Below are 15,138 nucleotides of genomic sequence, written 5' to 3' on the forward strand. Positions count from 1 at the left end.
TCATTACCATATCATTCACCTGCAAATAATTAACATGTTATTATTTACAGGCTAATTATTTTATTAATTTCCAGCCGACCAGATACTGATAATCAATAAAAAACGCCGGATAACCGACGTTTTTAGTGATGCTATATGACGCTATGCCTGCTTTAACTCACTTTTTCCGCTTCATCCTGATCAACGGCAAAGCAGGCTATCATTTGGTCGCCGTACTGCTTCAGTTGTGGTTGCAACTGTGTACATGGGCCAAACGCCCGGCGGCAACGCGCATTGAACGCGCAACCTGGCGGTGGACTCATTGGGCTAGGCAATTCGCCAGTCAACTTAATACGCTCACGGCGCATATCCGGATTCAGCCGTGGTGTGGCGGATAACAATGCCTGCGTATAAGGATGGCGCGGGTTATTGAAAATAGCCGCTTTACTGCCCTTTTCAACACAACGCCCCAAGTACATCACCATCACTTCATCGGCAATATGTTCAACCACTGACAAATCGTGAGAGATAAAGACATACGACAGCCCCAGTTCCTGCTGTAAATCCATCATCAGGTTCAATACCTGTGCCCGCACTGACACATCCAGCGCAGATACTGGCTCATCGGCAATCACCACATCAGGGTTCAACATTAACCCACGCGCAATGGCGATACGCTGGCGCTGACCGCCGGAGAACATATGTGGATAGCGGTCATAATGTTCAGTTTTTAGCCCGACTTTGGCCATCATCGCCAACGTTTTTTCGCGGCGCTCTTTGCTATTGAGCTTAGTATTGATTTGCAGCGGTTCTTCCAGAATCTGCCCCACTTTCTTACGCGGGTTCAGTGAACCATAAGGGTTCTGGAACACAATCTGGATTTTCTGGCGGCGCAGTTTTTCCGCACTTTCATCGGGCTTAAGCAAATCCTGACCTTGGTAGTAAAGCTCACCACCCGTGGGGATTTCTATCATCGTCAGTAAGCGGCCCAAGGTGGATTTACCACAACCGGACTCCCCCACCACCGCCAGCGTTTTGCCGCGCTCCAAAGTGAACGAAACACCGTCCAGCGCTTTAACCAACCGCTCCGGGGCAAATAACCCTTTTTTGACCGGATAGTATTTTTTTAAATCAATGGCTTGCAACAGTGGTTTGGTTGCCGGTGATTCATTTTTCATTTCAATAGGTTGACTCATAGGGTCGGCCTCCCCGCATCATCGAGCGGTGTATGGCATTTAACCTGACGCCCCGCTGGCCCCAGCAGTTCAGGTTCTTCACGGCGGCAGCGATCATTCGCATACGGGCAACGCGGGTTAAGCAAGCAGCCTTCCGGGCGGTCATATTTCCCCGGAACCACACCCGGCAAGGATGCCAACCGCGCTTTATCCTGCGCAAACTCCGGTAATGCCCGCAACAGTGCTTGGGTATAAGGATGGCGAGGAGCACGGAAGATTTCCGCCGATTTACCGGTTTCCACTACCTGACCGGCATACATCACAATAATATGATGAGCCGCCTCAGCAACCAATGCCAGATCATGGGTAATCAGCAACAGGGCCATATTTTCGCGCTGCTGTAATTCCAGCAGCAATTCAATAATTTGCGCCTGAATAGTCACATCCAGCGCGGTAGTCGGTTCATCAGCAATCAGCAATTTTGGCTTACAGGCAATGGCCATCGCAATCATCACCCGCTGGCTCATCCCACCCGAAAGTTGGTGCGGATAGACATCCAAACGTGAAGCCGGATCGGGAATACCGACCAATGTCAGTAAATCCACCGCCCGCTGGTGACGCGTTTTACGATTGCCTCCCTGATGTACCTTCAGTGCTTCCATTATCTGAAAACCGACGGTATAGCACGGGTTAAGGCTGGTCATCGGGTCTTGGAAGATCATCGCGACTTCCGCGCCCACTAATTGACGCCGCTCTTTTTCAGAAATCTTGGTCAGGTCACGGCCATTAAATTCCAGCTTATCGGCCATCACTTTGCCGGGATAATCAATCAGCCCCATGATTGCTAATGAGCTGACTGATTTACCGGAGCCGGATTCACCCACAATCCCGATCACCTGACCTTGCTCAATACTGTAACTGATGCGGTCTACTGCTTTGAACGGCGCGCCTTGATCACCAAAGTGCACCGACAATTTGTCTACATTTAAAAGTGCCATCTCTCTCTACCTCTGTTACTGCTTGAGTTTGGGGTCGAGAGCATCACGCAGGCCGTCCCCCATCAGGTTAAACGCCAGAACCGTCAGCAGAATCGCCACACCGGGGAAGGTCACGACCCACCAGGCGCTTTGAGCAAACTGCAACACATCAGAGAGCATGGTGCCCCACTCTGGTGTTGGCGGTTGCGCACCCATGCCGAGGAAGCCGAGAGCCGCCATATCCAGAATGGCGTTAGAGAAGCCGAGAGAAGCCTGCACGATCAACGGCGCAAGGCAGTTTGGCAAAATATTGATAAACATCTGGCGCATCGCACCGGCACCGGCCACTCGAGAAGCCGTGACATAGTCGCGATTGACCTCAACCAGCACGGCGGCTCGCGTCAAACGCACATAGTGCGGCAAGGCCACAAAGGTGAGCGCCAATGAGGCGTTCACTATCGAAGGCCCAAACACCGCCACCAAGACCAATGCCAGTAACAAACTTGGCAGTGCCAGCATGATATCAACAACGCGCATGATGATGGCATCCACTATGCCGCCAAAATAACCGGCCAGTAAGCCGAAAACGACGCCCATCACCAGTGACAACACCACCACCAGGCAGCCCACTAACAGCGAAAGTCGGGCACCGTACATCAGGCGGGACAAGACATCGCGCCCCACATCATCTGTGCCGAGAATGAATTTCCAGCTACCGCCCTCTTCCCAAACTGGTGGTTTCAGCAATGCATCGCGAAATTGCTCTGCTGGCCCATGTGGGGCTAGCCAGGTGGCACCCGCAGCAATTACCAGCATAATAATGATGTAAAACAGGCCGATAACAGCCCCTTTATTGCGCTTGAAATAGTGCCAAAACTCCTGCAAGGGAGTCATCGGCTTCGGCGCACTTTTTACTGTCGACTCAGTAAGTTGAGACATTCTGCGCCCCTTATTTCTTGTGACGAATACGCGGGTTAACTACGCCATAGAGCACATCTACCAGCAAGTTAACTAAAATAATCATGATCGCGACCAGCAATACCCCACCCTGTACTACCGGGTAATCGCGGCGTTGCAAAGCATCCATCAACCAGCGTCCTAATCCCGGCCAGGAGAAGATGGTTTCCGTCAAAATCGCGCCCGCCAGCATAGTGCCGACCTGTAAGCCAATCACGGTGACCACCGGCAATAAGGCATTGCGCAGGGCATGAACCACTATCACGCGCATCCGGCTCAGGCCTTTAGCACGCGCGGTGCGGATATAATCTTCGCCCAAGACTTCCAGCATTGAGGAACGGGTCATTCGCACAATCACCGCGAGGGGAATGGTGCCCAAGACAATAGCGGGCAAAATCATATGCATCACGGCGTCTTTGAAATCGCCTGGCTCACCCCAAATGAGAGTGTCAATCAGCATAAAGCCGGTCAATGGCAAGCTATCATCGAGGAATACCGTGTCGCTGACTCGCCCCGAGACTGGGGTCAGGTTCCATTGCACCGAAACCAGCATAATCAGCATGATGCCCCACCAGAAAATGGGCATTGAGTAGCCGGTCAGGGAGATCCCCACGGCGGTGTGATCGAATATTGAACCGCGTTTGACTGCCGCCAACACCCCGACCGGGATACCTACGGCGATTGCAAACAGCATCGCGCAGATCCCAAGTTCCAGTGTCGCTTTAAAGCGGGGAACAAATTCTTCCCAGACAGCAATACGGCTTTTCAGCGAAATACCGAGGTCGCCATGTAATACGCCATTCACATAATGGAAGTATTGTTGATAAAGAGGCTTGTCCAGCCCCATTTCCGCCATGATTTGAGCATGGCGCTCGGTGGAGATACCGCGTTCCCCAGCCATGATGGTCACCGGGTCACCGGGGATCATATGGACAAAAGCGAAGGTCAGCAAAGTAATGCCGATAAACGTTGGGATAACTAACCCCAAACGTCGGAGTATGAACTGCAACATATCCCGAACTCTCTGTGTAGAATGCCGGGCTGCTCGTGGGCAACCAGGCTTATATGGCTCACATCTGTATCTGTCTTAACCTAAATGCGAAACCGGTGAATATGCTTTTACACACATTCACCGGTCGACTAACAGGTTAAAATTAATCCAGGGACACGTTTTCGAAATGGTGTTTACCCAACGGATCAACAACATAGCCTTTCACTTCTTTACGCACTGGCTCATACACGGTTGAGTGAGCAACAATCAGCGCTGGCGCTTGATCATGCATAACAACCTGAGCTTGTTTGTAAAGTGCGATACGTTTGTCATGATCAGACTCAGCACGCGCTGGCTGGATCACGTCTTCAAACGGCTTATAACACCACTTGGAGTAGTTAGAACCTTGTTTGGCCGCATCACAGCTGAACAGGGTCGCGAAGAAGTTGTCCGGGTCCCCATTGTCCCCAGTCCAGCCCATCATCACAGTTTCATGCTCGCCGTCTTTGGCACGCTTGAGGTATTCGCCCCACTCGTAAGTCACAATTTTGGCTTTCACGCCCACTTTCGCCCAGTCAGACTGGATCATTTCAGCCATACGGCGCGCATTTGGGTTATACGGGCGCTGAACTGGCATTGCCCACAGGTCGATGGCGAAACCCTCTGGCAGACCGGCTTCTTTTAGCAACTCTTTCGCTTTAGCTGGGTCATAAGCATAATCTTTCACATCATCGTTGTAGCCCCACATGGTTGGTGGGATCAGGTTTTTGGCCGCCTGGCCAGCACCTTGATAAACCGCTTCGATAATCGCTTCTTTATTAACAGCCATGGTCAGCGCCTGGCGAACCTTGAGGTTATCCAGTGGTTTTTTCTCAACGTTGAAAGAGAGGTAACCGACGTTCAGGCCAGGTTGTTCCATCAAGTTGATGGTTTTGTCTTCTTTCATGCGAGCAATGTCGGCCGGGTTAGGGTATGGCATAACCTGACATTCATTTTTCTGCAATTTCGCATAACGGACTGACGCATCTGGGGTAATAGAGAAGACCAGACGATCAATTTTCGGTTTGGTGCCCCAGTAACCATCAAAGGCTTTGTACAGGATGCGGGAGTCTTTTTGGTACTGTTGCAACTGGAATGGGCCGGTACCGATTGGGTTCAAATCGACTTTTTCCGGCGTGCCCGCTTTCAGCATATTGTCAGCATATTCAGCAGACAGGATTGACGCAAAGTCCATGGCCAGGTCAGCCAGGAATGGAGACTCTGGACGCGCCAGCTCGAAGCGCACTGTGTTGTCGTCAACTTTAACGATATTGGTGATCAAATCACCCATACCCATACCCTGGAAGTATTCATAGCTGCCGCCAGACACTTTATGGTACGGATGTTTATCATCTTTCTGACGCATGAATGAATAAATTACATCGTCAGCATTAAAATCGCGGGTCGGTTTGAAGTCTTTATTATCTTGCCACTTCACACCTTTACGCAGGTGGAAAGTGTAAGTTTTACCATCTTCGCTAATTTCCCACTTTTCAGCCAGACCGGGTTCAATTTCGGTGGTGCCGAGTTTGAATTCAACCAGACGGTTGTAGATAGGAACCGAACTTGCATCATAAGTTGTGCCAGAGGTGAAAAGCTGTGGGTTGAAACCTTCCGGAGAGCCCTCAGAACAATATACTAATGTCTTCGCTTGTACACTGGCCGCTACGGTCAGTGCAATCAGCCCAATACCGAATTTCAGTATCCCTGTTTTTCCCAAGGAAATCGTCATCGCTTGTGCTCCATTATGGTGATGTGTGTTGTGTGTACGGCCAGGCCCTATAATTTTTTAGTCAGTGGACTGTACCGTTTTGGCCTATTTACCGCAGGGATGCGGGATTGAGATGTCGGATAAATGCTATCGCGACGGCAATGTAGAATGTATGGAATAACCCCAAATTGCTCTCGATTACTACCCCTGAGAGTACCAATTTGGCAACAGTTGGTGACAACGTCAATACGGTCTGAATGGATTTATTAAGACAATGAGAAACAGCATGCAAACATAAAAAAAACTTTCCATTAACATTATCAGCATTAAAATTTATGCTATTAGGAATAATCCAGCGGTATAAACTGGCTAAATAAAATAAAGCAGTTGTAACAACTAATGACAAACGAAAAAACTTTGTTGCTAAATGAGGATAATCTATTCAGATTTTTTTGTAATAACGATAGAAAATAGAGAGAAATGCGGCTGTGACAGCCGATAAGTGACGTGAAACTTGTCACACACAACCGGAATCTCAAACATTTTGCGTGCTGTTAAAAAAGCGAAAAACTCGCTTAATCATTCGGCTAAGCCAGAGAGAGCATAGCTCATAGCCATGACGCACTATAGTGAGGCCCTAAGACAGTGCACTCATGCTGAGAAAGATAAAAGTACAGATTTTATCTGTTATTTTATCGTCTTTTTAACCCCCATTCCCCCGTGTAATACCCCCGTTGTATCCTCTAGCGTTTTATAGCGCAGAGTCACAGTACCAAAAGCACTGACAACCCGCCCTTGATTGTTTTTTAAGCTATCGGTATTGATTAATATATTATTTGAAGTGATGACCACCCCATTAAAATTATTAACTAATTTCGCTTTAATTTTAATATCAGCATGACCATATGAACCCACCGTTTTTATCAATCCACCACTGTTATAGAAGTTGTTATCAGCCGTCATAAGCACATCACCAATATTTGAGTGAATATATCCTTCTTTATTATTAAGAATTCCCCCCTTAATCTTAATGCCTAATTTTTCTTCGGTATTAGCAACTGGATACGGCTTTATATTTCTTATCGTTCCTTGTTGATTATCAATTAAGGCTAAACTCCGTAACGTTACGTTTCCAGAAGATATCTTTCCATGATTGTTTTTAATAAACCGGTTTGAAGATATGACTACTTTATTCTCTGCATAAATAACTCCAGAGTTTTTTATACCACTATTTCTAGAAAAGACAAAAATCTTGTTGGCATACATCCCCCCCAAATGAGAAACATCGACGCCCAGATTATCTTTATTACCTGAGGAAGCACCCGCTAATGATTTTATATTTACCGTTCCATTTATTGATGCATAACTTATTCTATTTTTACCTATAATAGCGAGAATATCACTTGACCTTACTTCTCCTCCTACTCTTAATGAGTGAGCAAAAAGGTCTAAATAAGAATCATCACTGTCATTATGTTTCAGGCCACGAGTGCCAATATCAATGACACCACTACTCACTTGGTAACCACCAAGCTGTCCTTCCCCGTTGAACACCGGTAACCCAGTGGTTAAAGTCACATAATCAATATTACTAAAATAACAACCATCACAACTTATCCCCGCAGGGTTCGCGATAATGACATGTGCTTTTTCACCGGCAACAATAAGCTCACCATTCAATAGACTTTTATTTCCTGAAGTCACTTCATTCAAAATAACCTTTGCTGACACCGTTGTTAAATTTGGATTTCCTGTCGCACTCGAAGCGAGAAAATTATTAAGCGATACTTTATCGTATCCACTCCCATTTATTACATCAAATTTCACATATTTATTGTGAGATACGCCTTGCTCATTGGGGGTTTGGATATTTATCGCAGTATAATTAGCACCACGACAATTTGCATTTAATGCCTTGCAATGTGTTTCACTCCATTTTATATATATTGAAGACACACCAGGCTGTTGATGTAAAGGAGCATTTTTATCAACAACAATCTCAGCATATGATAATGGAATTGTAAAATATAAAAAACAACATGGTATTATCATGCCATTTTTAATATTAAGATCAGAGTATATATATGCATTAATCATTTCATTCACCTATTTTATAAAAAATAAAGTGATTTTAATACTCAAGCAATTAATACATAACTACAACCTTAAAAATACAACATCTATATATTAATTATGTTGAACCATTATATATAAAAGCTAATATTGCCAGTTCACCACGAAACCAAATACCATAGGGTCAGTACTCAATTCCCTCGGCTTATCAAGTGGTAAACCGATATTAAAGTCATAGCCAAATTGATGATAACTGCCCCGAATGCCCAACACTCCCCCGACTAAGCGGTTACCTAATAAAAATTGCCCCCCTTTTTTACTCACTTCGCCATAATCCACCCCCACATACAGTTGGTTGGCGAACTGCTGATTTATCCAGGCAATATCATTTTTTAAAAACCATCCTTGTGGCCCAACAAGTGCCCTACCGGTGGCAAATCCGCGTACTGAACTTCTCCCACCAATAGAAAAATTATCCTGTATCGCGATATTTGAACGAGTATATTGCTGGCTAAATGTCGGTTGATAATGAAAACGCTGCTCCCCCAATATAAAAGGAATATCCAGTGAAGCGGTGAAATTAATCAGCTTACTTGCTGAAAATAACTCTTTACCCGGTGATGGCCGTGCACCAAACCATTGGGTGCCTTGCTGATAATTAACCCCGCCTCTCATGGTCGCCCAGCGAGCATAATAGAGATGTTGCAATCCGAGTTGCCAATCAACGGTATCCGATCGCTGAATCTCCACCTCTGAATTGGCAAAAAAGCGGTTGGATTTTCGTATTAAGACCCCAGTATGGCCCACCGTTTTATAATTGTAGCCTCGCGTTAGCAACCGTTGAGTTTGTATATCCAGTGTTCGCCAACGTGAGTGATATTTAAACGCACTATTGTCTATCAACAAAGATTGATAATAGCCTCCTTGACTGCCCGTCATACTCAATAGCCAATGACCAAAAGGGACAGAGTAATGTAGGGCAAAATTATTGTTGCCTTTATCATGATGATTATCCAGATCACGACCCGCAGAAAAATAAGCTAAATCGCTTAAAGATAATGGGTTATCTAGAAATAGTGTTGCTCCCGCACGATAACGCCCGACGGCATAATGCCCTGCATTATCGAGAAAAGTATTGATCCGCCAAAATCGCGATTGCTGGCGTTTCACCACAATTCGGCTCGTTAAATCCTCACGATTTAACACCACATCCATCGTCGCATTCACTGAAGGCAGGCGCTGCAAGTTTTCTAATCCCTGCTCCAGGTTACGCAAATTAACCATATCACCTTGCCTACCAGGGAATACGGTATTTAACTGAGCATAGCTATCGCTATCTTCATGGTGACCAATATCGCTTAGTCTGCCAGGAATTAAGGTCAGGAATAGAGTACCCTCCACATAGCTGTCTTCAGTGAAAGTCACTTGTGAAGTGATATAACCATCAGCAACCAGTTGCCACTGGAGTGTATTATGCAATGACGATAACCCTTTCTCATCCAAACAACTGCCCTGAACCTGTTTTGCCCATTGCATTAAACGCCCTGCATTAGGGAAGGCATCAATATTAATCAGTTTTACGCGCTGAATAACCAAGCATGACGAGTCATCTGAATAACCTGCTTCTGTTGCTGCAACAGGTCGGTTATCCATCTGTGCATGCTTCAGTGGTGGTATAAGACTCTTTTTTAAATCTCTGTGTTGTTGTTCTAATATAGCGGCTTGAGCTTGGTTAATATTCGCATAAGCAGCGAGGGGGAAATTAGATATCACAACCAAAAGAATAAATAAGGCGGTAATTATCCATGCATTATTATGGTGTTTTGAAATGACCTCATTTATTGTTATCAATCTCATGCAGTAAACTCCATTTAAATTAAACCATGACTGAATAATGCCAACAGAAAATTAGCCACGAGGAGTGGCTAATTTAAAAACATCCACGTAATTATTTAAGGTGGCTTTAATACAAGGCGATTAACATTAAATTTTCAACTGTTTTGTTTTTGTTTTACCGACAATAGATATATCACCATTATTATTTTCTATCGGGCTATCAAGAACTATATTTATACTTCCACCATGCGTCTGTATCCTCCCTTCATCATTGTTCAAACCTGCGGCATTTATATAAACACCTGACGTATTACTAGAGATATTAGCTTTTATCTTCCCATGTAAATTATGGACTATGCCACCACTGTATAGCTGTACTGTCCTGCCGGTAATCGCCCCGCCCAGAGAATTGTTGATATTCCCTCTAGTGACCATTTGGAGTGCGCCAGTTGATTCGATATGTTTGCCATTGTTTATATTACCTTCAGCAATTATGCGTATTCTGTTAGCATACATTCCTCCCATCTCACGGACATCAACACTATCAAAATAATCAGGGGTGCTCAAATAAGCGACTAGCGGTGATAACCCCATTTTCTCACCCGGGGATGCCACTCTTATTTTATTTTTCCCCGCAATAATAAAGAGATCATCCGCCTGTATTTTACCTCTTATTTTTAATGAGTTAGCGAACAAATCAAGATAGGCGGGATCTTTATCTTGCCCTTTATGACTTAATCCGAGGTTATTTAATACTCCGTTATTAATAGTAATGTCTCCACCAATGACATTAAAACCTTGTAGCTTATTATTACTGAAATATGCTTTTCCTGTTGTTAGGGTCAGATGAGGCATACTGGTAAATGAGCACCCATTACAATTAATACCCGAAGGGTTAGCAATAATAACATGGGCATCTTGACCTGAGAGTCTTATATTTCCTGCTAATTGACTTGCATGCGAGGATCTTACTTCATTAAAAATAATCTTCGCCGTTGTCTTTTCCAGATTCGGGTTGCCATTAATCTCTTTGATTAAGTTATTATTCAGGATAACAACATCCTGAAAATGAGGCGCATCGAATTTAGTATATTTATTATGCGATAATCCATTTGTATCTGGTGCCTGGATATTTATTGTGGTGGTTTCACCACAACCCATGATAGAGCGACAGGGGACTGACAAAGACATATTGGACTCTATTTTTATATCCGCTTGCTGTCCAGCAGGTGCGGCCTCATCAGCAATAATATTAGCGGCATGAGATACGGACATTCCACATAACGACAGCATGATAGAAAGTGGTAATGCGGATAATTTTCTTCTGTTATTCTCATTGATGAAAATCATATTATTCCTCTTATAGAATAGTTAATATGGTTATTATATTAGTTACTCGTGGTTATCATATTGGTCACATCACCGATGAAACCGATATCAATTAGCGGTTTTAAATAAAACAAAGTCAACACGATGAAATATATATAATATATTAGAAGAATAAAAAACATGTATCGTCAGAAATTGGTAATACATATGAGATAAAATAAGATTATTGATAATATAAATATAATTTTAAATTGAATGCAATGAGATTAAATGAGATGTCGCCGGGAGACAAAAGATAGAGACGAAAAAAAACCCTGACATTGCTATCAGAGTTCTTAAATTTGGTCGGCGAGAGAGGATTCGAACCTCCGACCCACTGGTCCCAAACCAGTTGCGCTACCAAGCTGCGCTACTCGCCGAATCGGGGCGCATCTTACTGCTACGCGTCTGGGCCGTCAATCACTTTTTAACAACTCGCGGGTGACTGTTGTTAAAAGCATCACCCACGGTTATACCCGTCATACTTTAAGCTTCAGCTTGTTTCAACTGCGGTGATTGCGCCCGCAAGAATGGCAACAAGAAGAAAGCAGATAAACAGGCAGCAATGGAGATAACTACAAAGAAACCATTCCAGTGCCAAATCTCCATAATGCGAGCAATAGGGTAGCCTGATAAGGCTGCACCTAAGTAGGCAAATAACCCAACAAAACCGGTAGCAGCCCCTGCAGCATCTTTATGTGAGCATTCAGCGGCAGCCATACCAATAAGCATCTGTGGGCCAAAAATAAAGAAACCAATGGCAAAGAAACATCCGGCCTGCAAGACATAACTGACCCCAGGCATAATCCACAATGAGGCGACAGAAAGGAAAATACCAATGGCGAATATTAAGTTCATCGGCCCACGGTTCCCACGGAACCACTTATCTGACCCCCAACCCGCGACCAGTGAACCGATAAATCCGCCCACTTCAAATAATGAAATTGCCGAGTTGGCCGTCATTAATGAATAGCCTTTCTCTTGCGTCAAATAGAGGTTTCCCCAGTCATTGATCGCGGTGCGGACGATATAAACCAGGACATAGGAAACCGCCAGCAACCAGATATATTTATTGGTTAACACGTAGCGCTTTACAATTTCTTTATTTGAAAGCCCCTGGCCTTCAGATTCTTGCACCAGCTCCATGGCATCATTACGCCACTTACCCACACTTGGTAGCCCCATGGTGCTGGGTTTATCTCGCAGTCGCCAACACATCAGTAAACCAACGACCACCCCGATAATGCCGGGGATAATCATGCCGTAGCGCCAGCTAAAGTGCAGAGAAATAAAACCAACCAGCAAGGGAATTAATGCGCCACCAAAGTTATGTGATGTATTCCACATTGCCCACCAGCTACCGCGTTCTGAGCGGGAATACCAACTAGTTAATATTTTAGAGCATGGCGGCCAGCCCCACCCTTGGAAGAATGCATTAACTATCCACAAAGTGCCAAATACCAGTAATGAAGAGCTCATCCCGAACAGGATATTAATAATCCCAGTCATGACCAGCCCGATACCCATAAAGTAACGTGGATTTGAGCGGTCGCTGATCATCCCGGAAATAAACTTGGAACAACCATAGGTGATATAAAACAGCGTACCTAAAATCCCGACATCTGACATTGTCAGACCCAAATCGCTGAGCATGGCCGGCATAATAAAGTTGAAGCTTTTACGGGTAAAATAAAAAGCAGCGTAGCCGATATACATCGTCCACATTAATTGAATACGCCAGTATTTATAAGACGAGTCAATTTGCGCTTGATCCGTTACCACTGGTACGTTATCGCGACTTTTGAGGAAAGACCACATGTGAACCTCAGAAAATTTATCAAGTAGAGTCATCATGTTCCTCGTGCATACAAAACCAATGAGAAAAATACCTGCAGAAAACGAGAATATTTCCTAGTTTTCCTTAGCTGGCAAAGAATTTGTGGGCAGGATCACACTTAAGCAGGTGCCATGATCCACACTGAGACTAAAGCTTCCCCCTAATGCACTTACACGCGATTGCATGCCGCGCAAGCCGTAACCTGGCGTTAATGTCGCCAAATCTATGCCTTTACCGTTATCGCGGATGGTCAAATATACCTTCTGCTTATCCTGCTTAGCATTAATCTCAATCCGACTCGCGCCCCCATGGCGATAGGCATTAGTGACTCCCTCCTGACAGATGCGGTATAGCGTAATTTTCAGGGTTTCATCTATCGGAGAATCATCGAGCTGCCAATTAAGCACTCCGACTACCGACTGGTCCTGTGGAATAAGCTCTCGTATCAATGTCGCAACAGCAGCGGATAAAGGAAGGTTATTTAATGCTGCGGGCCATAACTTCGCCAAAATATCATGAACACCGTCGTAAACTCGCAAAGCCAGAGTTTCTATCATTTCGGCACTGGTCGAAACTTGGGGTTGTGTGGTTAACCGCTTGATAATACTGGCTTGGGTACGAATAACCGTCACAGTCTGCCCAACCTCATCGTGTAACTCGCGCGCGACATCACGCCGGGCATGCTCTTCAGCTACGACCAACGCTTTGGCGAGTTCACGGTTTTCATTCAGCCGTATTTGTAATTGTTCATTCAATTCCCGCTGCCGCTGGATACCAGCCCCGAGTAATAAACCCGTTAAGCTTTGTGCTAATAGTGATAACAACAAATCACGGTGAGAATCTAACTCTGCCGGAGTAATAATCAATAACACCATGCCATTAAGCAGAGTGGCCACTACCGCCCCTTGCCAGCCATAGCGGTAGGACATAAATACAATGGGAATCGCCAGACAGAAAGGCGCAAATAAATATAAATCCGACTCAGTAATATGATATTGCAGCCAAATACTCAGGGCAAACAACAGCAAGTACCACATAATATGATTCAAACGCAGGTTAATTGGTTTATGTATTAACCCAGGCTCCAATGGAGCCCAGATCTGGCGCGCCAGATAATGCCACAATAACAAGCAAATAGGTGCGATGGTAAAACCGCCAACCAACCCCAATAATAATGCCATCGCCCCCTGCTGACTGGCAATTTGCCACCCCAAGGCCTGTATCAACGCCGCACTAAAAATAACAGCGCCCTGCATCAAGGGCCATTTCCATTCGCTGTCACTTTTCTGATTACGCAATAACCAAGGGGAGGTGAAAACGGCCAACAAGGTGGTCGCCAACAGGAGAGGAATAGAGAACCACAATAACTCGGGGTAGCCAAACTGATCGGTTAGCAGCCACCAGAGTAGTGCGTCACCCAACAAAATCCCGGGCCAGTATTGCCGTGGGCTTTGTAATAAAATGCCCATACGCAGGCCAAAAGGGAACAACAGCATGGCCTGTAGCGGCCTATCAACCAGTTGAGTACCAACGGACCATAAACAGAAAGCGGCAGTGGTATAAATAAATAATAATGCCAGCAGCATAATCACACGCTGCATCATAGATTCAATACCTGCTTGGCTAACTCAACATTATTATTGACACCGAGTTTGGCAAATAAGTTAGCGCGATGGACATGAACTGTTTTCGGTGACAGAGCGAGTGCCTCGGCAATATCACGCACATCCATACCTTGCGCCAACAGCACAGCAACTTCTCGCTCACGACGAGTTAAGGGATCAACCGCAACGCGTGCTAATTTTTGGGCAATTTCCGGCATCAGATACACCCCGCCACTGCCCACCGTGCGAACAGCATTAACCAAATCTTCGGGCTTACAACGTTTAGACAAGAACCCACGTGCGCCGCGCTCTAGCGCCATTTCAACTAACGCCGGGCTGTCATGCATCGAAAGCATAATAACCCCCATTCCTGAGGGGAGATCTTTCAGTAAATCTAACCCGCTCTCATCAGGCATGGAAATATCACAAATACAGATATTCGCCTGTAAGCCCGGTAATCCAGCTCTGGCCTGCTTCGCGGAGCTGAATTCACCCACAACCTGGATATCTTCCTCCAGAGAAAGTAATTGAGCAAAACCTGAGCGCACGATGTCGTGATCATCAATAAAGGCAACACGATAAGTCACGGAA

General features: G+C 45.3%; 11 protein-coding genes and 1 tRNA gene. All 12 read right to left on the reverse strand.

The features are described 5' to 3' along the window. Positions 1-152: 152 nt before the first annotated feature. The 12 genes from dppF to uhpA all read right to left on the reverse strand — a co-directional run bounded on the left by dppF (position 153) and on the right by uhpA (position 15,134). Complete coding sequence (gene dppF, locus OVO64_RS06170) at positions 153-1,157, reverse strand: dipeptide ABC transporter ATP-binding subunit DppF (protein WP_267248679.1); 1,005 nt, start codon at positions 1,155-1,157, stop codon at positions 153-155. Positions 1,158-1,171: 14 nt separating this feature from the next. Then, a complete protein-coding gene (gene dppD / locus OVO64_RS06175) occupies positions 1,172-2,152 on the reverse strand; it encodes a dipeptide ABC transporter ATP-binding protein (RefSeq protein ID WP_004388909.1) in 981 nt (326 codons plus the stop codon). Between the two features lie 15 nt (positions 2,153-2,167). Then, entirely contained in the window at positions 2,168-3,070 is a 903-nt protein-coding gene (dppC, locus tag OVO64_RS06180) for a dipeptide ABC transporter permease DppC (protein WP_004388908.1), read from the reverse strand. A 10-nt stretch (positions 3,071-3,080) separates the two neighbouring features. Beyond that, positions 3,081-4,100 (reverse strand): dipeptide ABC transporter permease DppB, encoded by a 1,020-nt coding sequence (gene dppB, locus OVO64_RS06185; protein WP_032819080.1) that lies wholly within the window; start codon positions 4,098-4,100, stop codon positions 3,081-3,083. A gap of 142 nt (positions 4,101-4,242) precedes the next feature. Further along, positions 4,243-5,850 carry a dipeptide ABC transporter periplasmic-binding protein DppA gene (gene dppA, locus OVO64_RS06190; protein WP_145585892.1) on the reverse strand — a complete coding sequence of 536 codons (1,608 nt, stop codon included), beginning with the start codon at positions 5,848-5,850 and terminating at the stop codon, positions 4,243-4,245. Positions 5,851-6,516: 666 nt separating this feature from the next. Further along, on the reverse strand, positions 6,517-7,926 hold the full coding sequence (locus OVO64_RS06195) for a filamentous hemagglutinin N-terminal domain-containing protein (protein WP_145585890.1): 1,410 nt from the start codon (positions 7,924-7,926) through the stop codon (positions 6,517-6,519). 120 nt (positions 7,927-8,046) lie between these two features. Beyond that, the gene (locus OVO64_RS06200) at positions 8,047-9,759 is read right to left on the reverse strand and encodes a ShlB/FhaC/HecB family hemolysin secretion/activation protein (RefSeq protein WP_145509555.1); all 1,713 of its coding nucleotides are present in this window, start codon (positions 9,757-9,759) and stop codon (positions 8,047-8,049) included. 126 nt (positions 9,760-9,885) lie between these two features. Further along, positions 9,886-11,088 (reverse strand): filamentous hemagglutinin N-terminal domain-containing protein, encoded by a 1,203-nt coding sequence (locus tag OVO64_RS06205; protein ID WP_004388902.1) that lies wholly within the window; start codon positions 11,086-11,088, stop codon positions 9,886-9,888. A 321-nt stretch (positions 11,089-11,409) separates the two neighbouring features. Continuing rightward, positions 11,410-11,486: transfer RNA gene (locus OVO64_RS06210), tRNA-Pro, on the reverse strand. A 106-nt stretch (positions 11,487-11,592) separates the two neighbouring features. Then, the gene (locus tag OVO64_RS06215; protein ID WP_004388901.1) at positions 11,593-12,924 is read right to left on the reverse strand and encodes an MFS transporter; all 1,332 of its coding nucleotides are present in this window, start codon (positions 12,922-12,924) and stop codon (positions 11,593-11,595) included. A 93-nt stretch (positions 12,925-13,017) separates the two neighbouring features. After that, positions 13,018-14,547 (reverse strand): signal transduction histidine-protein kinase/phosphatase UhpB, encoded by a 1,530-nt coding sequence (gene uhpB / locus OVO64_RS06220; RefSeq protein WP_032819078.1) that lies wholly within the window; start codon positions 14,545-14,547, stop codon positions 13,018-13,020. After that, positions 14,544-15,134 carry a transcriptional regulator UhpA gene (uhpA, locus tag OVO64_RS06225; RefSeq protein ID WP_032819077.1) on the reverse strand — a complete coding sequence of 197 codons (591 nt, stop codon included), beginning with the start codon at positions 15,132-15,134 and terminating at the stop codon, positions 14,544-14,546. The genes uhpB and uhpA overlap by 4 nt, the downstream gene beginning before the upstream one ends. Between the last annotated feature and the right edge of the window lie 4 nt (positions 15,135-15,138).

Origin of the sequence: Yersinia sp. Marseille-Q5920, from assembly GCF_946902935.1 — a bacterium.
In the GTDB taxonomy this organism is placed as follows: Bacteria; Pseudomonadota; Gammaproteobacteria; order Enterobacterales; family Enterobacteriaceae; genus Yersinia; species Yersinia rochesterensis.